Source organism: Paenibacillus liaoningensis, assembly GCF_059609455.1.
Map to the genome: position 1 here is coordinate 231,985 of NZ_JCAALU010000001.1, position 22,546 is coordinate 254,530.

The 22,546-nt window shown below is 48.6% G+C and carries 19 protein-coding genes; 14 read left to right on the forward strand and 5 right to left on the reverse strand.

Annotated features, from left to right (window positions below):
- Window positions 1-120: 120 nt before the first annotated feature.
- Window positions 121-1,152, reverse strand: coding sequence for a LacI family DNA-binding transcriptional regulator (locus tag AC6B99_RS00950; RefSeq protein WP_056030954.1), 1,032 nt, complete (start codon window positions 1,150-1,152; stop codon window positions 121-123).
- 419 nt (window positions 1,153-1,571) lie between these two features.
- Here AC6B99_RS00950 and AC6B99_RS00955 point away from each other — a divergent pair, with 419 nt between their 5' ends.
- The 4 genes from AC6B99_RS00955 to AC6B99_RS00970 all read left to right on the forward strand — a co-directional run bounded on the left by AC6B99_RS00955 (window position 1,572) and on the right by AC6B99_RS00970 (window position 6,800).
- On the forward strand, window positions 1,572-2,882 hold the full coding sequence (locus tag AC6B99_RS00955; protein ID WP_496662541.1) for a sugar ABC transporter substrate-binding protein: 1,311 nt from the start codon (window positions 1,572-1,574) through the stop codon (window positions 2,880-2,882).
- A gap of 78 nt (window positions 2,883-2,960) precedes the next feature.
- Complete coding sequence (locus AC6B99_RS00960) at window positions 2,961-4,274, forward strand: carbohydrate ABC transporter permease (protein WP_496662542.1); 1,314 nt, start codon at window positions 2,961-2,963, stop codon at window positions 4,272-4,274.
- A complete protein-coding gene (locus AC6B99_RS00965; RefSeq protein ID WP_494864851.1) occupies window positions 4,271-5,107 on the forward strand; it encodes an ABC transporter permease subunit in 837 nt (278 codons plus the stop codon). The genes AC6B99_RS00960 and AC6B99_RS00965 overlap by 4 nt, the downstream gene beginning before the upstream one ends.
- 4 nt (window positions 5,108-5,111) lie before the next feature.
- Window positions 5,112-6,800: an alpha-amylase family glycosyl hydrolase gene (locus AC6B99_RS00970; RefSeq protein WP_494864853.1), complete on the forward strand. Its 1,689-nt coding sequence runs from the start codon at window positions 5,112-5,114 to the stop codon at window positions 6,798-6,800.
- 163 nt (window positions 6,801-6,963) lie between these two features.
- On the opposite strand, the gene AC6B99_RS00975 is transcribed toward AC6B99_RS00970, so the two are convergent.
- Window positions 6,964-8,940, reverse strand: a complete 1,977-nt coding sequence (locus AC6B99_RS00975; protein WP_494864889.1) for an alpha amylase N-terminal ig-like domain-containing protein — start codon at window positions 8,938-8,940, stop codon at window positions 6,964-6,966.
- A gap of 206 nt (window positions 8,941-9,146) precedes the next feature.
- Window positions 9,147-10,091 carry a thioredoxin-disulfide reductase gene (gene trxB, locus AC6B99_RS00980; protein ID WP_056030942.1) on the reverse strand — a complete coding sequence of 315 codons (945 nt, stop codon included), beginning with the start codon at window positions 10,089-10,091 and terminating at the stop codon, window positions 9,147-9,149.
- A gap of 144 nt (window positions 10,092-10,235) precedes the next feature.
- Here trxB and AC6B99_RS00985 point away from each other — a divergent pair, with 144 nt between their 5' ends.
- The 10 genes from AC6B99_RS00985 (at window position 10,236) to AC6B99_RS01030 (ending at window position 19,836) form a co-directional block, all read left to right on the forward strand.
- Window positions 10,236-10,910 (forward strand): response regulator transcription factor, encoded by a 675-nt coding sequence (locus tag AC6B99_RS00985; protein WP_056030939.1) that lies wholly within the window; start codon window positions 10,236-10,238, stop codon window positions 10,908-10,910.
- Window positions 10,907-12,358: a sensor histidine kinase gene (locus AC6B99_RS00990; protein ID WP_056030936.1), complete on the forward strand. Its 1,452-nt coding sequence runs from the start codon at window positions 10,907-10,909 to the stop codon at window positions 12,356-12,358. Before AC6B99_RS00985 ends, AC6B99_RS00990 begins: the two co-directional genes overlap by 4 nt.
- A gap of 78 nt (window positions 12,359-12,436) precedes the next feature.
- The gene (gene galU, locus AC6B99_RS00995) at window positions 12,437-13,312 is read left to right on the forward strand and encodes a UTP--glucose-1-phosphate uridylyltransferase GalU (protein WP_056030933.1); all 876 of its coding nucleotides are present in this window, start codon (window positions 12,437-12,439) and stop codon (window positions 13,310-13,312) included.
- A gap of 136 nt (window positions 13,313-13,448) precedes the next feature.
- On the forward strand, window positions 13,449-13,859 hold the full coding sequence (locus AC6B99_RS01000; protein WP_056030930.1) for a BlaI/MecI/CopY family transcriptional regulator: 411 nt from the start codon (window positions 13,449-13,451) through the stop codon (window positions 13,857-13,859).
- Window positions 13,843-14,706 carry a M56 family metallopeptidase gene (locus AC6B99_RS01005; protein WP_056030928.1) on the forward strand — a complete coding sequence of 288 codons (864 nt, stop codon included), beginning with the start codon at window positions 13,843-13,845 and terminating at the stop codon, window positions 14,704-14,706. The genes AC6B99_RS01000 and AC6B99_RS01005 overlap by 17 nt, the downstream gene beginning before the upstream one ends.
- A 145-nt stretch (window positions 14,707-14,851) precedes the next feature.
- Window positions 14,852-15,601, forward strand: a complete 750-nt coding sequence (locus tag AC6B99_RS01010) for a YceI family protein (protein WP_056030926.1) — start codon at window positions 14,852-14,854, stop codon at window positions 15,599-15,601.
- A 328-nt stretch (window positions 15,602-15,929) separates the two neighbouring features.
- Window positions 15,930-17,183: a zinc ribbon domain-containing protein gene (locus AC6B99_RS01015; RefSeq protein ID WP_056030923.1), complete on the forward strand. Its 1,254-nt coding sequence runs from the start codon at window positions 15,930-15,932 to the stop codon at window positions 17,181-17,183.
- 12 nt (window positions 17,184-17,195) lie between these two features.
- On the forward strand, window positions 17,196-18,350 hold the full coding sequence (locus AC6B99_RS01020) for a S1C family serine protease (protein ID WP_056030920.1): 1,155 nt from the start codon (window positions 17,196-17,198) through the stop codon (window positions 18,348-18,350).
- 298 nt (window positions 18,351-18,648) lie between these two features.
- Complete coding sequence (locus AC6B99_RS01025; RefSeq protein ID WP_494878768.1) at window positions 18,649-19,077, forward strand: hypothetical protein; 429 nt, start codon at window positions 18,649-18,651, stop codon at window positions 19,075-19,077.
- 174 nt (window positions 19,078-19,251) lie between these two features.
- Entirely contained in the window at window positions 19,252-19,836 is a 585-nt protein-coding gene (locus AC6B99_RS01030; RefSeq protein WP_494878766.1) for a VanZ family protein, read from the forward strand.
- 4 nt (window positions 19,837-19,840) lie between these two features.
- On the opposite strand, the gene AC6B99_RS01035 is transcribed toward AC6B99_RS01030, so the two are convergent.
- Window positions 19,841-20,611, reverse strand: a complete 771-nt coding sequence (locus AC6B99_RS01035) for a response regulator transcription factor (RefSeq protein ID WP_056030912.1) — start codon at window positions 20,609-20,611, stop codon at window positions 19,841-19,843.
- Complete coding sequence (locus AC6B99_RS01040; protein WP_496662543.1) at window positions 20,589-22,463, reverse strand: sensor histidine kinase; 1,875 nt, start codon at window positions 22,461-22,463, stop codon at window positions 20,589-20,591. The genes AC6B99_RS01035 and AC6B99_RS01040 overlap by 23 nt, the downstream gene beginning before the upstream one ends.
- Between the last annotated feature and the right edge of the window lie 83 nt (window positions 22,464-22,546).

The window sequence follows — 22,546 nt, forward strand, 5'->3', positions numbered from 1 at the left end:
CAACAATAAAAGTGTGCGCCCCAAGCCCCGAGCCCAGCTATCAGCACGTCATTCAAAATGAAACCTGCTTAATCTTTAATGAAATTAACCTTCTAACCATCATGCTTTTTTATCCTTCATTCAGCCCTTCTTTACAGGAACATGCATCGAGGATTCCCGGACGATCAACCGATGCGGAATAATGGTGCTGGACTGGTGAATCGGCTCGTCTTGGATGAGGCGGACAAGCTTCTGCGAGGCGGTGTAGCCAAGCTGATAAGTGCCGATATCGGTGGAGCTGATCGGAGGCGTGGCAAGCTCTGAGAGGGCGATATTGTTAAAGCTTACGATGCAGATATCGTCTGGAACGGAATAGCCAAGCTCCGTTAATCCACGCAGAACACCGAAGGCGACTACATCATCAATGACGATGAGCGCGGTAGGGCGATCAGGCATTTCCATCAGAAAAGACATCGCTCGAAAACCGCTTTCCTGCAAAAACTCCCCCTCAACGACCCATTCCGAGTTCAGCTTCAGCCCAGCGTTAGCTAAAGCTTGGCGATACCCCTCCATTCGGTCGTAAGAAACGGTCAAATTCCGCGGTCCACTGACAAAGCCGATACGCTCATGGCCCTGCAAAATCAAATGCTGGGCCGCATCATAAGCCGCCTGCACATTATTGTTGTTGACCGTTAAAATATGCGGATTCGAATCGTCTGTACGCCCAATTAGCACGCTCGGAAATCGCTGCTCATTCAAATATTGAATAAGCGGATCTTTCACGCGGGCGGATAAAAGAATGACGCCATCAACCCGGCGCCCTAGGACGAGCCGGGATACGGTTTCAATTTCATCATGCTCGCCTGTGGCGGTGGTAAGCAGCATGTCATAGCCGGCTCTGGTGGAATGGGTCAGTATGCCCCGCAGTAGCTCCCCGAAGAAAAAGTCCTGGAACAGCTCCTCCGCAGGCCTTGGCAGCATAATAGCCAGTGTATTGGTTGTCTTGGAGACGAGGCTTTTAGCCATTGCATTCGGATGATAGCCCATTTCCGCCATAATGCGTTTTACTTTATCTGCGGTTTCTTTACTGATGCGAGGGTGCTTGGAGACGACTCTTGAAACGGTCGAAGGAGACACTCCTGCCGCTTTTGCAATATCTTTTATCGTTACCATCGTTTAATCGGGCTCCTGTCACTTGAACTATGCAATCGTTTGAACACTACAGTTACATGTTAATGCAAGCGCTATCGAAAAGTAAATACGCCTGCATCACAAAAGTGGAAAAATGATGAAATTATAAGCAAATGGAAGGAAAATGCAGTGAACAAGCGAAACAAATGGATAATTCCAGCAATTTGAGCTGTGCAAACGTTTTAACAAACCTTTGTCCATATTGTATGATGAATTCATTAATCAAGCGCTTACATCGCAATTATCGAATAGACTCAAGCTATTTTATTGATTTCAAGCTGCTTGAATACTTTTCGCACGATCATTTGTACAAACGTTTGCACAAAACAGAGGGAAACGTTTGAAGCATCGGTATCGGTAGGCGTGCAACAGAGGCAACACATTATGGAGGGGGATTTTTAATGATGAAAAAGTGGTTGGGAGTATTAATCGTCTGTGTGCTCGTATTTACTTTGGCGGCATGCGGCAATACGGGAAAAGGCAGCAATAATGCGATTACGCCGGAAGCTTCTTCGCCGCCTGCAGAGTCTGGTGGAAATAATGCGGTGACTGAGGAAGAAGGCGAGCTGCTGCCGGAGGATGGAGCAAGTCTCATCATCTGGGAAGGCAAATCCCAGCGCAATTTTGTAGAAGCGTTAGCGCAAGAGTTTACGGAGCAATACGGCGTTCCAGTCAAGCTGGAGGAGGTCGAAAATCCCGATCAGGTGACGAAGCTGACGACGGATGGGCCGGCAGGGCTGGGAGCGGACATCGTTGTATTCCCGCATGATCAGATCGGGCGCGCCGCTTCTGCGGGTCTCGTGCTGCCGAATGATTGGTTCGGAGAAGAAACGGCAAGCGAAAATGATCCCAATGCAGTAAGCGCGGTAACTTTTGAGGACATCCTATATGGCTATCCCCGTTCCGTTGAAACGTATGCGCTGCTTTACAACAAAAAGCTCGTTTCAACCCCTCCGAAAACGTTTGACGAGGTCATCGCTTTCAGCAAAACGTTTAATGATCCGAAAAAAAATAAATATACGATTATGTGGGAGCTTCAGCAATTTTATTATGATTATGCTTTCCTTGCTACTACGGGGGGATATATGTTCGGCAGTAATAATACAGATAAAGAGGACATTGGCCTAAACAATGAGGCGGCTGTCGAGGGCGCCAAGTTCCTTGCTTCGTTGAAAGAAAGCCTGCTGCCGCTCAATACAGGAGATATTACTTTTGATATAAAAAAGGGACTGTTCATCGAAGGCTCCTTGGCGATGGATATTAATGGACCATGGTCACTCGCGGATTACAAGGCGGCCGGAATGGATCTTGGCGTAGCGCCGCTGCCATCGATTGGCGGGAAGCCGATGAGCTCTTTCTCTGGCGTTCAAGGCTATTATGTAAACGCGTTTACGAAATATCCGAATGCGTCGAAGCTGTTTGCACGATTCCTGTCTACGAAAGAGTCGCAGCTTCGCAACTTTGAAATGAACGGCACGATTCCGGCAAATTTAGAAGCTGTTCAGGATCCTAAAATTCAAAACGATGAAATTACGAAAGCCTTCTATGAGCAATTTTCGCATTCTACGCCAATGCCAGCTATCCCGCAAATGGCAAGTGTATGGGGGCCGATTACAGCAGGCATCGCTGATATTTGGGACGGGGGAAAAGATGTGAAAGCGACTCTCGACAACTCGGTAGCGCAAATTAAAGATGCTATTGCCAATCAATAGAACGATAGCGACAGCTTGTTTTCACCCGCCGGAGGAGCAGCGGCGGGTGATTTTTAGTCGGAGGGAGGCCGGAGCGCAATGAAGCAGCATCGCACAATTGCTGTACTATTATCGATCGTGCTGCAAGGTTTAGGACAAATTTATAACCGGCAGTGGTTAAAGGGCATTCTTTTTATGCTGATAGAAGTGGCGGGCTTCATCTATATTGCTCCACGACTTGGTGGGGCGATCTGGGGCCTTGTTACATTAGGAGAGAAGACGCAGAAATTCGTAAAGGTTGGCAAAGTGGCGCAAATGGTCAAGGGCGACCACTCGATTTTTTTAATATTGGACGGGTTGATTATTTTATTTCTCGTATTTGTGCTGCTGGGCGTGTACGTGTGGAATATCGCGGATGCTTATCGCAATGGCAAGCTGCGGGATGAGAAGAAGGCTGTAAACACGTTCAGGCAATCGTATGAGCATGCTACGACCTTTTATTTTCCTTATTTTATGCTGGCGCTTCCGGCGCTGGGCGTCCTTTTTTTCACGATTATGCCTATCGTATTTACGGTCATGCTCGCTTTTACAAACTATTCTGCTCCTGATCATATTCCGCCGGCGAAGCTTGTCGATTGGGTAGGGTTCAAGACGTTTGTCGATCTTGTGAAAATGAAGTCATGGAGCCACACATTTGTTGGCGTGCTAATCTGGACGATTATTTGGGCCGTGCTGGCGACGGTTACGACTTATTTTGGCGGAATTCTCGTTGCTCTGTTAATCGAGCAGAAAGGTATTCGCTTCAGGAAGCTGTGGCGCACGATTTTTATTATTCCGTATGCGATTCCGCAGCTCATTTCCTTATTGGTGATGAAAAATTTGTTTAATGGCCAATTCGGGCCGATTAATCAATATTTAGGCTACTTTGGGCTTGGCGGACTGCCGTGGCTGACCGATCCTTTCTGGGCCAAGGTGACGGTCATTACCGTCAATATGTGGATTGGCATACCTGTCAGCATGGTGCTTATTCTGGGCATTTTGACTTCAATTCCGCGTGATTTATACGAGGCTGCTGATGTGGATGGGGCGTCGACGCTGCAAAAATTCCGCATTATTACGATGCCGTTTATTTTGTTTTCAACGATGCCGATTTTGATCATGCAGTTTGCAGGCAATATTAATAACTTTAATGTGATTTTCCTCCTGACGGGAGGCAATCCAGCGAAGGGTGATTATCAGTTTGCCGGGGCGACCGATCTGCTGATTACTTGGCTGTATAAGCTGACGCTCGATAACAATAAATATAATGTGGCTTCCGCCGTTGGCATTATTATCTTTTTAATCGTAGCTATTTTCTCGATCTGGAATTTCCGACGCTCGAAATCGTTCAAAGAGGAGGATATGATCCAATGAGAAAATGGAAAAATAACGTCCGTCTAACCTTGAGCTATGCGCTGCTGCTGTTGATCTCGGCAGTCGCAATTTATCCGGCGCTATGGGTCGTGTTGTCTTCGCTGCGTCCGGGGGGCTCGCTGTACAGTGAGCATTTTTGGCCCAGACAATTTACGCTTGTCCATTATGCGGAGCTGTTTACGAGCAAGGCTTATCTATATGGCACATGGTATTTGAATACGCTGAAAATTGCCGTCGTCACGATGATTTTATCGACGATACTCGTTACGCTCAGCATGTACGCCTTATCGCGCTTCCGCTTTCGCGGACGCAAGACAGCATTGACAGTTATGCTGGTGCTCGGGATGTTTCCGAGCTTTATGAGTCTCATTGCGATCTACATTATATTGCTGCAATTAAATTTGCTTGATACGCATATGGCGCTTATTCTCGTCTATTCGGCTGGGGCCGCGCTAGGCGGATTTATTGTAAAGGGCTTCTTTGATACGATTCCCCGCAGCTTGGATGAAGCGGCCAGAATCGATGGAGCATCGCATTTGCAGGTATTTGCGAAAATCATGCTGCCGCTGTCAAAGCCAATGCTCACCTACGTGGCGCTGACCTCGTTTACTGGCGTATGGGGCGACTTTATTTTCGCAAGGCTGGTGCTGCGTACGAAGGAAAACTGGACAGTGGCAGTGGGAATGTGGGATTTGGTCAATTCGCTGCAAAATAGCAATTTCACGATGTTCGCTGCTGGCTCCGTGCTGATTGCGATACCGATTACGCTGCTCTTCATCTTTCTCCAGCGGTTTCTCGTGCAGGGACTCACATCTGGCGCTTCGAAGGGGTAAGGCGATGGGGATTAAAGCCGATGATGGAAAGTACGCCAGCGTTAAAGAGGCATGTCTAGCTGCTCTTATTCTGTTGCCGCTGCTGTTGCTCGTTGCCGCTTGCAGCTCCGACTCTGGCTTCAGCTCCAGCCCCAGTTCTAGTTCTAGTTCTAGTGACAGCGACAGCCCCAGCCCCACGCCCAGCTCAGAAGTAGGCAGCTATGAAGTGGATGAACAGCCCTCCACTGTGTATTATGAAATATTCGTGCGGTCGTTCTATGATACGAATGGCGACGGCATTGGCGATCTGAACGGTGTAACCGCAAAGCTGGATTATTTGAAGCAGCTTGGCATAGGGGGGATTTGGCTTATGCCCATTCAGCCCTCGCCAAGCTATCATGGCTATGATGTGACAGACTATTATGCGATAAATCCCGATTATGGGACGATGGAGGATTTGCACAAGCTTCTGGAAGAGGCACATGAGCGAAATATTAAGGTCATTATGGATTTGGTCGTAAATCATACAAGCACGGAGCATCCGTGGTTTAAGGAAGCAGTGGCAGATGCTGCAAGCCCTTATCGCAGCTGGTATCATTTTGCTGAACAGGATGAGCGGGTGCAGTTGGACGGGGCCGTTGGGAGCAATCCTTGGCACGCTGCCGGGAGCGGCCGTTATTTGGGTGTTTTTTGGGAAGGGATGCCGGATTTGAATTTTGATGAGCCTGCCGTAAGGGACGAGATGATCCAGATTGGGCAGTTTTGGCTCGAGCAGGGCCTTGATGGCTTTCGGCTTGACGCAGCCAAACATATTTATGGCGATTTTGCTTCGACGGTTAACCGTGATGCTGTGAAAAATAACAACCAGCGCTGGTGGCAGCAATTTCGCAGCGGACTTGCGAAGGTGAACCCAGGCGTCTTTCTCATTGGCGAGGTATGGGATTCAGTGACGATTGTTGCGCCCTATTTGGATCGGGCATTTGATTCGGCTTTTAACTTTGACTTGGCGGGGAGCTTGCTGCGCGCAGCGAGTTATGAGAGTGACCCGGATGCTGCTTTTTCCCTGAATCGGGCCTATAAGCTGTATGGAGATGCCTCTGGAGGGGCGTTTGCTGATGCTCCTTTTCTGAGCAACCATGATCAAAATCGTGTGATGTCACTGTTGAACGGAAATGCAGCGCATGCCAAAACGGCGGCCGCTTTACTGCTGACACTGCCCGGCAATCCCTTCATTTATTATGGGGAAGAAATCGGCATGAAGGGCATGAAGCCAGATGAGCATATTCGCGAGCCGATGCTTTGGTACTCCGCATTAAGTGGCGGTGAAGGGCAAACGACATGGGAACGTTCCAGCTCAAATGCCAACCCGAATGCAATATCTGTGGAAGCGCAGCTCAACGACGAACAATCGCTGCTGGCGCATTATCAAATGCTGATTGGCTGGCGCAATGAGCTGCCGGCTCTGCGGGACGGCGGCATAGAGGAATATCGTCTTGATCCGCCATTGAGGCAGGTTAGCTCGTATATAAGGGCAACTGCTAAGGAACGGGTGCTCGTGCTTATTAACTTGTCCAATGAGCAGCAGATTGCCGAGCTGCATGAGCAGGAGCCGTTCGGCTTATTCGATAAGGTGATGCGCGCGAGCCATAAAGAGGTGGAGATTCAAGAAGGGCTCATAAGCTTGCCGCCATACAGTGTGATTATTGTAAAATGAGGCGACTGGAGTGGGGCTGAGTTTAAGGCAGCCTTGCTTGAAACGTAACCGCGCTTGAAGCGAAACTGTGAAAAAGGAGAAAGACAGGCGAGTTTGCTGCCTGTCTTTCTCCTTTTTAAGGTTAAAAATAAAGCTTACGCCTGCTGCTATTCGCCTGCTGCTATTACAGCTTTTGTTGCAGCAGCACCTCATAGCCATAAGCTGGCAGCTGCAGTGTGATACTGCTGGACTCTGCATATCGGGTTTGTTCGGTATGACGAAGCAGAGACACCCACTCATAACGCCCGCTTAGCGCTTGGGCGGCTTCTGTTGCTGTTGCTGTTGCTGCTTCTGCTGAGGCTCCTGCTGCAGGTAAATCGCCAATTATGCTCGTTATTCCGTTCACTGATGTGCTTTCTAACGTGCTGCTGGCCTTACTGCTCCTCGTGCTTTCCACTCTCAGATCTACGCTGCTTTCGTCTGCACTTGCGGCGACCTCCCGCGAAGCTTCCTCGACCGCATTATCGTCTAAGCGAATGATAACCTCAGCCGGTTCGGCTCCGGCATTCATCGCGATAACGATTCGCTCGTCGCCTGAACGGCGCTCATAAACGATGATGCGCCCTGTTTCATCGGCTTGGATGAAGCGAATGTCCGCACCGCGAAGAGCGGCATGGCTGCGCCGCAGAGCGATCGCTTGCTTAAAGAAATCAAGCAGCGCAGCGTTCTGTCCCTCTGATTCCCACACCATGCATTTGCGGCATTCGGGATCGCCGCCGCCATTTAAGCCGATTTCATCGCCATAATAAATGCACGGGACGCCGGGATAGGTCAGCTTGAACAGGGTGGCCAGCTTCATCGCGCCAAGCTCATCTCCGCAAACTGTCAATAGTCGTGGCGTATCGTGGCTGCCTAGCAAATTGAAAGCCGTCTCGGTTACCTGCTGCGGATAAGCGGCGAGCTGAGCGCCAAGCGCATTAGCGAAGGTGGAAGCATCCATTGTCTGATAAGCGAAAAAGTCGAGTACAGCATTCGTGAACGGGTAATTCATGACGGCGTCGAATTGATCGCCCTGCAGCCACATAATCGAATCATGCCAAATTTCACCGAGGATGTAGGCTTCGGGATTCGCTTTTTTCACAACGGCTCGGAACTCGCGCCAAAACTGATGATCCACTTCATTGGCGACATCGAGCCGCCAGCCGTCGATTCCGATTTCTTCAATCCAGTAGCGGGCGGCCTTAAACAAGTATTCCTTAACATCGGGATGCTCGGTATTGAGCTTTGGCATCAGCGGCTCGAAGGCGAACGTCTCGTAGGTCGGTATGCGGTCAACTACACGCAAAGGCCATTCCCGCACATGAAACCAATCGGCGTAAGGTGATTCCGCACCGCGCTCAAGCGCATCCACGAACGGTGGAAATGTTCTTCCGGAATGATTGAAGACCGCATCAAGCAGCACGCGTATGCCCCGCTGATGGCAGGCGTCCACCAGCTCCTTGAGCTTCTCATTCGTACCGAAATGCGCATCTACCTTCATATAATCCGCGGTATCGTATTTATGGTTAGTCGTAGCTTCAAATAAAGGATTGAAATAAATAGCGTTTATGCCAAGCTCGCCGAGGTAGTCCAGATGGTCAATGACCCCCTGAAGATCGCCTCCAAAAAAATTGCGTGGCGTCGGATCGCCGCCCCAAGCCTCGGTCGCTTTAGGATTCAAAGTCGCATCGCCGTTTGCGAACCGCTCGGGAAAAATTTGATAAAATACAGCATCCTTCACCCATGCAGGAGGGGCAAATACATCAATAGGGTTCATATACGGATAGTCAAAAAAGCTGTTCGAGTTTTCCGGCATCTCTCCATGAAAGCCTGTTTCCGTCAAAATAAGCTGCTCCAAGCCGCTAGTCAGCTGGAAGGCGTATCGCAGCCTGCGAAAAGGCGGTATTACCGCAGCTTCCCAATAGTCGAACAAGGCGTCGGAGGATAGCAGCGACATCTCAATCAGTTCCTGGGTTTCCTTCCAGGCATATTTGTCGCCAACGATGGCGTGGACTTGGTCCATATCGCCTTTTTTGGTGCGCAGGCGGATATGCAGCGTTTTTCCGTCGTAGGCATACGCCCAGTTTTGCTTTGGTCGATGATAAATAGCTTCCAATAACATCATTCCACTCTCCTCAAGTTTAATGGCTTAAACGAGCAAGAAGAACGCAAAAAAGGTACAACCCGCACCTTCTTAGCGAGGTTGTACCTTCTTCATAATCGATCCGTATTCGATCGTAATGTGTTGGGTAGCATTGCCTTTATCTTCAGCTTTGATTATACATCTAGAAGGGAAATGATGCCATCATTTGTTTTGGAAAAATGAGCTTAAGCATGGACCGAAGCGGCATGAGCCTGGGCTTCCAGGAAACGCTCGGCGTCGAGCGCCGCCATACAGCCGCTGCCAGCAGCAGTAATCGCTTGGCGATACTGGCGATCCTGTACATCGCCACAGGCGAATACGCCAGGGATGTTCGTCTCGGAAGTTCCGGGCTTCACAATAATGTAGCCTTGCTCATCGGTGTCGATTTGACCGCCAAGGAAGCCTGTGTTCGGCGTATGCCCGATCGTAATGAACACGCCGTCTGCCTCAATCAGCTCTTCTTCGCCTGTTTCATTGTTGCGGACTTTCAGGCCTTGAAGCCCGGTATCTCCGGCTGCCACCTCGAGCGGGGTGCGATCGAGGCTCCAGGAGATTTTGTCATTGTCGCGAGCGCGGTCTTGCATGATTTTCGAAGCGCGCAGCTCGGAGCGGCGGTTAACGACCGTTACTTCCGACGCGAAGCGAGTCAGGAACACCGATTCCTCCATGGCGGAGTCGCCGCCGCCGACAACGAGAATCTTTTTGCCGCGGAAAAAGAAACCATCGCAGGTTGCGCAAGTGCTGACGCCGCGTCCAATGTTCTCCTGCTCGCCGGGAATGCCGAGATATTTCGCCGAAGCGCCGGTTGAAATAATGACCGATTCAGCTTGCAGCTCGCCGATTCCTTCAACATCAAGCGTATAAGGGCGTTTGCTGAAATCAACGCTTTTTACAGAGCCTGTGCGGAACGTAGCGCCGAAGCGCTGCGCTTGCTTGCGCATATTGGACATCAGCTCGCTGCCGAGAATGCCGTCAGGGAAGCCGGGAAAGTTTTCGATTTCGGTCGTTGTCGTCAGTTGGCCGCCTGGCTGCCAGCCTTCAATAACGAGCGGCTCCATGTTGGCGCGAGCCAAATAAATAGCAGCGGTTAGTCCCGCAGGTCCAGTACCGATAATAATTGTTTTATGCATAAATGATTGCCTCCATTCGATAGCTTCTGATCATAAATTCTAGTTTAAAATTATTACAATTAACGGGTACTGTCAAACATGTTCATCTTAAATTCATCTATATGTATTATGGTAAAGGAAAGTCGAACAACAGGGGTGATCCGCATGCCGAAAATATTAGTCGTAGATGACGATCCAAACATTCGTGAGCTAGTCAGCATTTTGCTGCGCCGTGAAGGTTTTCAAATTATAGAAGCACAGGATGGACAAGATGCGCTGGAGCGGCTGGAGACGGTGCTGCCGGATTTGGCTGTTATTGATGTCATGATGCCGCGCATGGACGGCTGGACCTTATGCGAAACGCTGCGCGCCTCGTATGATATGCCGCTGCTGCTGCTGACCGCTAAAGGGGAAACGGCGAATAAGGTAAAAGGCTTCGGCCTCGGAGCCGATGATTATATGGTTAAGCCATTTGAGCCGCTGGAGCTTGCGGTGCGCATTAAGGCTTTGCTCAAGCGCTACCGCATCGCGGCTTCACAGACCGTGGAGCTGGGGCAGCTGATTCTCAATTTGAGTGAATTTCATGTCACGATGGCTGGCAAGCGGATAATGCTGCCGCCTAAAGAGTTTGAGCTGTTGTTCAAGCTGGCAAGCTACCCGGACAAAACGTTTTCAAGGGAACAGTTGATTGAGCAAATATGGGGCATGAACTATGAAGGGGATGAGCGGACGGTGGATGTGCATATCAAACGGCTGCGCGAGCGCTTTACCGAGGAAGAGGCGGGCATTCGGATCGTCACGATTCGCGGACTCGGCTATCGAATGGAGGAGCTTGAATGATTCGCAGCCTGTATGTTCGCGTGACCTGGACGTTTCTGGTCATAGTGGTCATCAGCATGGGCATCGCTTATTGGATGGCGGATCAAATTTTCACAAGGGATTTAAGCGGACAATTTCCGGCTCAGCTGGATCGCTCGATTGTGCGGATTGAGCAGCTGTATGCGGCTTCCTCGCCGAAATCCTTGAGCATATTCATCAAGCAGGTTGCCGATATGCAAAATTTAGCGATTGTAGCCGTTGGCCGTGGTGGCGAAATCATTGAGGCGGGCAAGACCAGTGCGGAAATCACACAGCTTCTAACCCCGGCAATTATCGAAAATGTTTTCGCTGGACAATTGCAAATGCTGTCCAGCGAGGAGGAGGGCGAAACCAGCCGGCCGTCGTCGCCTCCGGCTTTGGGGCGCAAAGCTGTGCTTGGCGAGAGTGATTGGGCGTTCTTCGTTCGGCCCGATCGCGTGCCGGAAATTCGCAGCTTTCAGCGCAACACCTACACCATATTGATCACCCTGCTGGTCGTCGGCTGTATTCTAATTCCGATTGCGGCCCGCTACTTGGTCAAGCCGCTGAAAATGATGACCGAAGCGACGAAGCGCATCGCCACCGGAGATTTTACTGTGCAGCTGCCTGTGCAGCGCCGGGATGAGCTCGGCAATTTGGCCGACAGCATCAATCGCATGACAGTAGGCTTGTCGCAGCTGGAGACGATGCGGCAGGATTTTGTATCCAACGTCTCCCACGAAATTCAATCGCCGCTGACTTCAATCGGCGGGTTCGCCGAGGTGCTGCGCAGCGAGCAGCTGACCGATGAGGAACGCGATCGCTACGTCGGCATTATTAAGCAGGAGAGCAGCCGCTTGTCCCGGCTGAGCGAGAATTTGCTTAAGCTGGCTTCGCTGGACTCGAAGCAGCATCCCTTTGAGCCGCGTGCGATCAGGCTGGACCGCCAGCTGCGCGACGTTGTGCTTTCATGCGAGCCGCAGTGGATGGCGAAGCGGCTCACGGTTGAGCTGCTGATGGAGGAGACGGTCATCGTCGCGGATGAAGATCAGCTGAGCCAGGTTTGGAACAATCTGCTGGCGAACAGCATGAAGTTTACGCCGGATAATGGGCACATCCGCATTACGCTGTCCGAGGAAAACGGCTGCGCAATCGTGCGTATTGCCGATAGCGGCAGCGGCATTTCCCCCGCTGATCAGGAGCGGGTATTCGAACGCTTCTATAAAGCGGATGCGGCGCGGGACCGGATGAAAGGCGGCAGCGGACTGGGGCTGTCGATTGTGAAGAAAATCGTCGATATTCACGAAGGTTTAATTGAAATCGAATCCAGCGTCTTAGCCGGCGGGAGCAAAGGGACACCATCCGGCACAACGATTCGGGTCATGCTGCCGCTTCATTCAGCACTGCTGCAAGCGGCTCCGACCGCCAGCGGTGAAAATGACGTTGGCTAGCTGGAAACAGGAGCCAAGACAAGGTATGATGAGGAGAGCTCTACACGAACAATTAGCGAAAGATGGAGGCGGCGACGTATGGGAAAAAAGGTACGCAAAGCGATTATCCCGGCAGGCGGACTTGGCACAAGGTTTTTGCCAGCAACGAAGGCGCAGCCTAAAGAAATGCTGCCGATAATAGATAAGCCAGCGATTCAATATATTGTAGAAGAAGCGGTGCAGTCGGGCATCGACAGCATCGTCATTGTGAGCGGCCGCCATAAACGGGCGATCGAGGATCATTTTGACAAGTCGGTTGAGCTTGAAGGAGAACTGGAGGAACGCGGCAACGAGGAAATGCTCAAAGTTGTGAAAGAAATTTCGCAGCTGGCTGACATTTATTATGTTCGCCAGAAGGAGCCGCTTGGTCTGGGACACGCGGTGCTGTGCGCGCAGCGTTTTATTGGCGACGAACCATTTGCGGTGCTGCTCGGAGATGACATTTTGACATCTGAGCCGCCGTGCCTGAAGCAAATGATCGATCGTTACGAGCAGTATTCTTCCTCCGTCGTGGCTCTTATGGAAGTGCCATGGAATCAGACGCACAAGTATGGCATTGCCGATATTCGGGACGAGGCGGGACATATCCGTGAGCTGATCGAGAAGCCGCTGCCTGGGCAGGCGCCGTCGAATTGGGCTGTTGTTGGGCGCTATGTGCTGGAGCCGGCTATTTTTGACCTCTTGTCTAAGGCCGAGCCAGGCAAAGGCGGGGAGATTCAATTAACGGACAGCCTGCAACGGCTGAACGAGCTGTCGCCGATTATTGGGCATCGCTTTACGGGCAAGCGCCATGATGTTGGAGATAAGCTGGGCTTTGTCCAGGCGACGATTGATTTTGCGCTGGAGCGCGAAGATTTGCGGGAAGACGTCCGCCGCTATGTGCTGGAGCGTCTGGCTGCCTATACGCATAGCTAGTCTGCATGAGGCGATGATGTATTTTTGTGTCAATTTAGTAAATTAATTTCCTGCTCATCTTTTTTTAAGGTTATTTTCATAAACCGGTTTTATAATAACACTACATTAAGTAGTTATAGCAAGGTGTGAGGCAGTCTTGGGAACAAGTGACATTCAGACAAAAGGGCTGGAGAGGTTTTTTGGCCCGCTGGAGGCAAGGATTATGACCATCCTGTGGTCGCAGCCTGATAGCTACATCAAGGATGTACAGCATAAGCTCGAACAGGACAAGCCATTAAATTTCAACACTGTTATGACCGTCATGAATCGGCTTGTAGACAAGGGGCTGCTCGTGAAATCATCAGGCAAGCCTTCGAAATATACGCCTGTGCATACGCAAGAGCAGTTTCTGAGCATTCAATCCAGGGAGCTTCTTGAAGATCTTGGCCCGCTCGTCGTCAACTATATGTTCGATGCGATGGAAGAGGTTGATGAGGAACTGCTGGATAAGCTGGAGCAAAAAATCAAATCGCTTAAAGAGGGCAGACGCCATGAGCTGGAGTCTTAGGTCGAAATGGATGTTTGGCTTGTGCCTGATGCTGATTGGGTTCACGCTGCTGCAAATGGGCATGTATGCGACGCATACGCTGTTCGGCTGGGAGAAGGCGGCGTTTAATGTATTTGAAATTTGCGAGAGCCTCATTAAGAGGTACAGCCTGCTGCTCCTTAGCTACATTATGAAGCTTGCCGTTTTTGGGACGTTCGTGCATCTGTTGTACGTTACGGTGAAGCATTGTCTCGGCGTACGGGCTGCAAACCGTAAAATGAGCATTTTAGAGCATGGCGGTTTAACGGAGGAACTGAATGCGCGGTATTTTGCAGGCAGCAAAGCGATCATGGTCGTTTCGCATCAAGAACCGATTGCGCTGACGCTTGGTTTTCTTCGTCCCAAAATCATTTTATCTACTGGGCTTCTCGGTCTGCTTGATAAGGAAGAGCTTGAGGCGGTCATCGAGCATGAGCACTTTCATTACCGAAATCGCGATCCGCTGATGATTTTGATTTTGCAGGTAGGCGCAACGGTGCTGTGGTACATGCCGATTCTTCGCTTTGGAGTCGAGCAGTACAAAACGACCCGTGAGCTGTTAGCCGACCAATTCGCATTGCAGCGCCAGGTGAGCGAGCATAGTCTTGGCAGCGCGCTGCTCAAGCTTGTGAAATACAGCCGTGGGGAACGGAGCAGCCGGACCTTTGTCCATGCTTCTTTCGCCGACCATTCGATTAATTATCGGTTAATGAGGCTGCTGAATCCCGAGTCGCAAGAGCTAAGCATGCGTTGTCCAGTGGTGGCATTGGTATTATCCATACTGACCTTCGGATCGATTTCCGTCATGTATCTTCCTATTATGCTGTAGAAGTTCAAGCTTGACGCCATACTAATCTTTCAAAATGCAAGCTTTATGCGAAGCGCATAGCTCCCTTCAGGGGAAGGCGCGCTTCGCCTTTATATAACTTACAACACTACACAATGTAGTTTTAAAAACAAAGGAGGATTTTACAATGAAGAAGAAAAATGTGGTTATTGGTGCTGTCGTTGCGGTTGTTTTGCTAGGTGGAGCAGGTGCATATGCCATGTATGATTCGTTTACGGGCAACAACAAGGAAATCAAAAGTGTTATTGGCACGGAAGCGGCCGCTACAAACAGTGCAGCAGGTACGACTAGCACAGGTTCTGGCTCTACTAATAGTGCAAGTGGTACGCAGACGGCTGCTGTTGGCGCTGTGGCGGATATAAACGGAGCATGGACCATTGATTCCACCTCCAATGTGTATTTCTCGGTTACGACTTCCCGTGAGACAGTTAACTTCGAAGTAAATGGTGTAACAGGCACTTGGAATGTAGATACGGCGGATGCGGCAGCTAATGCGGCGGATGCAAGCCTCGATATGAACGTACTAGATTCGGGCAATAGCCAGCGCGATGGGCATGTGAAGGGAGCGGATTTTCTCGATGTGACCAACTTCCCGAACTCCACGTTCAAGGCGACATCATTTGAGGCGCTGCCAACGGAAGTGAAGGACGGCGAAACGTTCCCGCTCATCATGACTGGCGACTTGACGATTAAAGGGATAACGAAGGAAGTTACTTTTACAGGACAAGCGGCATACAGCGACGGCAAGCTGAATGTGGAGAGCGAGACGGTCGTCACGTTTGAGGACTTCGGCATGCAGAATCCGCATAACGTCGTGATGGATACCGAAAATAACGTTACCGTGCAGCTGCGCCTTACTCTATCGCAAAATGCCTAACACGCGATTGGCGAGCCGCCAAGCGGTATCTTCTTTAAGCAAGAGCAGGGCTTAGGCCTTGCTCTTGCTTTTTTTATGGAGAAGGAAACGTAAACATATATCAATAAGGTAATTATCTTATTTTGGCTAATTCAAAAGGAATGTTATGATAGGCTAAAGCTGATGCGGGTGAAGCGAGCAGGCATGCTCGCCTAATTCAACCATAAGTTTATTAAGCTTATTAAATTTTTTAAATTTCCCATCATTTAAAAATGGAGATCATTTACTATTTCATATAGAATAGAGGGAAGGACGATTAAAGTTTGATTGCGTCAGGAGATGAGCACAGGTGCATTGCCAACATTGCGGAAATAAATACGAGCCTAGTGCCGTTTACTGCAGCAAATGCGGGAAACCGCTGCTTCAGGACGCGCAGGCAAATGAGCAGACGCAGGCCATTGTCATTCAAGAGCATGAATTATTCATTCGGGAGGCTAGCGCCTCATTAGTGCCAGAGCAAGCGCCAGTACGAAACAGAAGAACCCGTGCCGGAGCTGGGCGTAAGTTTATTATTGCGCTTGTGCCTGTTGTTGTGTTCATTTCGACCTCTGCCGGGGTATTTTCTTATTACATATATGAAAGCGATTTGAATGATCATGTCGCCGAATGGCACGAGCAAGCGAAGCAGAAAGCTTGGGGAGGCAAATATCACGAAGCGATGGTCCAGCTTGAGAAGGCAGCGAAGGTGCGTCCAGCCTACGGTGCTCTTCAGGATGATATGGATATTGTCAACGAGGCGGTTGCGATCGAAAATAAAATTAACCTCCTTGCCAGCGAACTGGACAATGGATCTTTGACGGAGGCTGGACCGCTAGTGAAGCAGCTGAATACGCTGCTTGCAGGCCGGGAGGAGCAGATTTTTTCTCCGCTGCGCGAGGCGTTTGCCGATTTAAATGTTAGAATGGTCGTTGTACAGGTGCAAAATGAGCTGGACCAAATAAATTCGCTGGATGCTTTGGCGGTGAAGCTTAATACCGTTAATGGTTTAGGCGGCGAAGAAGCGGTAGCTGTGCGCAAGCAGATTGTGGACAAAATCGCGATTGTATGCCAGCAGCAAACGAAGGAGCTGCTTCAGAAAAAAAGCTTCTCCGAGGCGATCGCCATGGTACAGAAGGGAATGGCCTATGCCCCGGAGGATACGAACTTGACGAAGCTGCTTGAAAGCATTCATGCGGAGAAGCAGGCTTTTGAGCAGGCGGAGCAGGAAAGAATTGAGCGTGCGATGCAGAAAGCGGCGGAAGAGGATTTGCTTAACCAAACGGCGGCCGTTGAAGTGGTGAAGGTGGATACGAGCTTTGATGAAACGGGCATCTTCAAAATCCATGCCTTGCTCAAAAATGCTGCCACTAGGCCGATTTATTCCGTTGAAATCCAATATTCGGTGCGCGGCAAGGATAAACAGATTTTAAAGAAGGGTACGTCTATCGCCATGCCTAACTATATAGAGCCTAACGAATCCTTTACTTTCGACGCAACTGTGGAAGGCATTGAAGAGACCGATGCTACTGTCGTCATCGATCATGTCACATGGTATTTGGACTAGGAGAAGATATTGATGAGAAAAGGAACTTGGCTTAGCCTTATAATGTCCGTTGCTTTTCTGCTTTTTGGAGCTGGAGCGGTCGTATTTATCCGTTCCGAAATTCCCAAGCAGCTCAGTGGCAAGCCGCTGCTTGCCGTGTCAGATACGCGCTCGGAGAAAACAGGCAAGCCGCTTAAAGACGTCATTTATGAAACGCAGAAGCTGGTCGTCATGATTGAAAGCGGCAATGGCAAGCAGGGATCAGGCTTTTTGTACAATAATCAAGGTGATTTGATCACCAATGCGCATGTCGTATCCGGCGTTCATAAGGTGAAAATCCACACGTCTGATGCACGGGAGCTTGATGGCGAAGTAATTGGCATCAGCACGGAGACGGATGTCGCGGTTGTCCGCGTCCCAGGACTGGTTGGCGAGAAGCCGCTTAAGATGGTTCGCAATAAAAAAGCGGAAATCGGCGATGAAGTGATGGCGATCGGCAGTCCGCTTGGTTTTCAAAATACAGTAACGACTGGCATCGTTAGCGGCTTGGGCCGTAATTTTACGATTGAACCGTATTCGTATAAGGATTTGTATCAAATTTCTGCGCCCATTGCGCCAGGAAACAGCGGTGGCCCTCTGGTCAGAAGAGAGACAGGCGAAGTGCTCGGCATTAATTCAGCAGGCATTGAGCAAGGTTCGATCGGGTTCAGCATTCCAATCGTCAATGTGCTGGCAACGGTGGAAGCCTGGTCGACGAAGCCGATGGAGGTGCTGCCTGAGCAGGAGGGCACGAATAGCACGGGCATGGCAAAGCAGGAAGCGACGATGAGTGAATATGCCAGCTACTTGGTTACTCATTTTTACGACAGCTTGAACAATGCCGATTATGTTTATGCCTATTCCTTGCTGGGCGGCAGCTGGAAAGAGGGTACAAGCTATGACGCATTTCGGGAAGGTTATATGCCAACGCGCAATGTCGTCATCGACGATATGCATGTCACGGTCAACAACGATCAGCAAGCGACTGTAACGGCGATTATTTCAGTAGATGAACGAGTAAGCGGCAAAAACAAGCTGAGCAAATATCAGGTGATTTACGAGGTCGGCTATGAGAACGATCAGCTCAAGCTGATAACCGGCAGAGGCAAGGTCATTGAGCAGGCCGCACATGAGAAAGAACAGCATTAACGCTTATTGCAGAGAAAGCCAGCATACCGAATGTGGGATGCTGGCTTTCTTATTTTAAAAGATGATATGTGAAAAATCTATTTGATAATTTGCTGGAGTCTAAATAAATTGAATATTCAGAAATATCTAAAATTAAAATCCGTATTCGACTTAAATTAATTTAAAATGGAATTAAGTAATTGGTATAATTGAAAACATATTTACAAAAAAAGATAAAAATGATAAAATATTAAAAGGATATCCTATAAGGGAAAATATTCAATATTGAATAAATAAAAGAGATAGGTGTGATTTCTGAATGAAACAAAAGTTACTTAGTGCAATGTTTGGTTTGATATTATTATGTGTATTAATTGCTCCTATTGCATCTGCAAACAGTAGTTCTTTTTCTTTTGATTTGACATTCCGAGTAGTAGACGGTGCGGCTAATGGTAAATATCACAAATTAAGTAAAGGTAATTTAAGTATTAGTGGGACAGTAACTCCTTATGATAATCCAAATGGAGCTCCTGCTAAAATAAACCAAATTTCTATTGCAGTATATAAAAAATCAGGTACTTATGTTGGAACTGCAAATGTTACTCCAGTTGCGAAGTTGAATACTTCAACATCTTTTAGTCAAAGTTTAGGTACTCAAAGCGCCGAAACTGAATATTATTTGTATATCTCCAGACTAGAAGATGATGGATGGGATCTTAGCGGACAAGGAACATTAGTGACGAATTAACCTTTTTGAAAATTACTAAAGGTGATGTAGATTCCTTTTAATGAATCTACATCACCTTTAGATTTTCATTTTCAAATTGTATTTTTTTGTATGAATAACCGAAAAGCATTGATATCTTTGGTTGATGTTATTAATTTAAATGTATTTTTAAAATTTTATATGTGGAGGGAAATAATGATTAATGAAAATAATATATATCTTAAAGTGATCGCAATATTGGTGTTAATTATTTCGCTTTTATATTTGAAATTCAATAAAAAATCCTCGTTTACTTATATGACTTTGTTTTTAATTTTCTACGTCTACATGATTAATGTTTTTAAATTGACGCTTCTGCCTATACCTATTGATCCGAGGGCTATTGCGGCAATGAAAGGAGAGACTGTTCAATTTTTTTATAATCTGAACTATATTCCTTTTAGAGCGTTTGATAAAAATATGCTGCTTAATATTATACTTTTAGTTCCCTATGGATTTTTTATTCGGTATTTGACTCGAAAAGGTAACATTTTTATTCACGCTATTTTTTGGGGGTTGTTTTTTGAAGCAGCACAAACATTGATTTCATTAGCAACAAATTTTAACTATAGGACGATAGATATTGATGATGCTATTGCGAACTTCTTAGGTGTTTTATTAGGTTACGCTATTCATCTTATATTTAGTGTAATCTCATATAAGGTTCTGAATAAAATTTCGAATAAAAATAGCTTTTTGGAGCATATTTTTCAGGTATCCAAATTAACATTACGGAAATGACACACTAAAGCTGGTTTTTTCGAAAATGGGAAGGGGTGCAGCCAGTAATCTTCTTGAACTGCTGCACAAAATAATCCGGATCTGGATAGCCGACGCCAGCAGCGATGTCGGCTATTTTGCTGCTTGTTGTGGCGAGCAGCAGCTGCGCCTTATCCACGCGAATTTGATGGACGTAATCGTTGAAATAAATACCGGTTGCCTTGCGGAACAATTGCCCGAGATAGAAGGGATGGAGATACGTTTTGCCGGCAATTTCCTTCATCGTCACCTGCTCCTGATAATGCAAGGCTACATACTCTTTGACAAAAGCGATAGGATCATCCGAAGACATCCCCATCCCCATCTCAATTCCTATCTCCGGTTCCGCAGTGCCGCCTGCGCTGGAGGCTGTGCTGGGCAAAGCCTTGAGCAGCCGTTTTTTCACCCGCAGCAGAGCGCCAATCAGCTGCTCCTCCTCCACTGGCTTCAAAATATAATCAACAGCGCCACAGATAAGCGCCGTCTTCACATACTCAAATTCGTCATAGCCGGATATGACAATAAAGCAGGTATCCATGCGCCCTGTTACTTCCTTCATAAGCTCAAGCCCTGTAATGCCGGGCAGGCGAATGTCGGTAATGACTAGCGCGGGCTGCTCGCGTTCGATTAATTCGAGCGCCTGCCGTCCATTTTCCGCATCCCCGCATACATTAAAGCCGTACTTTTCCCAAAAAATAATTCTTTTTAGCCCTTCACGCATCCGCGGCTCATCTTCAACGATCAACGTTTTCAACATCGACGATTCTCCTTTCACCTATAAATTCATCCTTAGCGAAGGCAGCGGGCATTTGCAGTTCAATCGTTGTGCCTTCCCCATAACGGGAATCGAGGCTAAAGCTGAACTCGCTCCCAAAATGCCACTTGAGCCGGTCATATACATTTTTCAGCCCCACATGCTTGCCCTGCTGATGCTGCACGCCGGATTGCTCCAGTCGGGCAAGCCAGTGTCTGAGCTTCTCCTCTTCCATGCCAATGCCATTGTCCGACACGCGAATGACTACGCGAGTGCTGTGAAGCTTAGCCGATACGGTAATGCTGCCGGGCTGCTCGGAATATTCAATGCCATGAATGCAGGCATTTTCAACGAGCGGAAGGATGCTCATTTTCGGCAGGGGCAGCTCCAGCACCTCCTCATCAATATCGAGCTGATAGGAGAGACGGTGGCCGAAGCGGAAATGCTGAATGTCCAAATAGTCGGTGACGAATGCCATCTCCTCTTGAAGCGGAATCATATCCTCGCCCCAGCTCAGCGATCGGCGAAAGCCGCGGCCGAGCAGCTTAATGACCGATGCCGTTTCCTCTTCACCTTTAATGACGCAATTCATTCGAATGGCATCAAGCGTATTAAACAAATAATGCGGATTAATTTGGCTTAGCAGAGCATTAAACTGCGCCTGCCTCCGGTCCAGCTCCGCCACGTACACATCTTGGATGAGGCCGTTGATCTGCTGCGTCATTCGGTTAAATTCCTCGGTCAGCTGCCCGATTTCATCGGATGCCGGTTTGGCCTTCAGCATTTCAAAGCGCTGGTTTTTCACCCGTTTAATGCCGCCGAGCAGCATGCCCAGCCTAAGATTGAGCGACCGGGCAATGAGCAAAATAATAATGCTCGGAAATAGCAGATTTGCGCACGTCAAATAAATAATAAATTTGCGCGAATCAAGCAGGCTTTGATTGACAACCTCATTAGGGTAGATGCCTACCATCTCCCAGCCTTTCAGATAATCGACGCCTTCAAACGCGCTGGCGATAATGGTTTTGCCCCGTTGAGCTTCTTCATGGATGAAAGCTGGCGGCTCTGCCTCCGACGAATAAATGACATCGCCCTGAGGATTCAGTAAATAAATTTCACCGGGAAACGAATGATCGAACAATGTGTTTTCCAAATAATGCGGCAAAATATCTACTCTGAGAATTTTATGGTAGCTGGAATAGGCTTTGTAAAAATCAAGCTCGCGAATCACGCTCAAATAAGGAGCGCCGCATTCGGCCGACCCTGCTCCCGCGCCTGTCTCCCCGCTGGCTGCTAACGAAGCAGCTGTTGCCCCAGTTTGCCTGCAAGTCGCGGTCGGCGTGTTCGTATAAAGCAGCCATTTTCGGCTTCGCGCCTGATCGGTAGTCGCTTGATACCAGCCCTCCTGCTTCGTCTGCAAGTCGATGAATTGCAGGAGGCCCGAGTGAATCAGACTGTCGTTGTCGGTAAACAAATACGCATTATAAAACTGCTTATTCAGTGGCACGAAGCGGTTAATCGAGTTGTTCAGCACCTCGCCATAGGCTGCAATAACTTCGCTTTCGCTCGCATAAGTGCGATCCAATGCGCTATAGAGGACGCCATCATTATAGATGACCGAGGAGAAGCTGATGACGCCCTCCAGCATTTTGCGAAAGTTATCCTTGTTTCTTTCAAGCGATTGCCGAAGGTCCTGGACCTTCTCCGTTCTGACATTGCCTGCGGTGATCGTATAGAAAAACGTATTCGTCAGCATGACCGGAATAAAAACAGCGGCAAAATATAAAATCATCAGCTTGTTTCGCAGCCGCAAGTCGTTCCAGCGGAAGAGACGGAGGTTTTGCATCATTTTCATCGCGTGCTGCTCCTTTGGCTAAAAACTAACAAAACCATTCTGTTAGTATAATAGTGTCATTTGAAAGCTAATTAAGCGTTTTC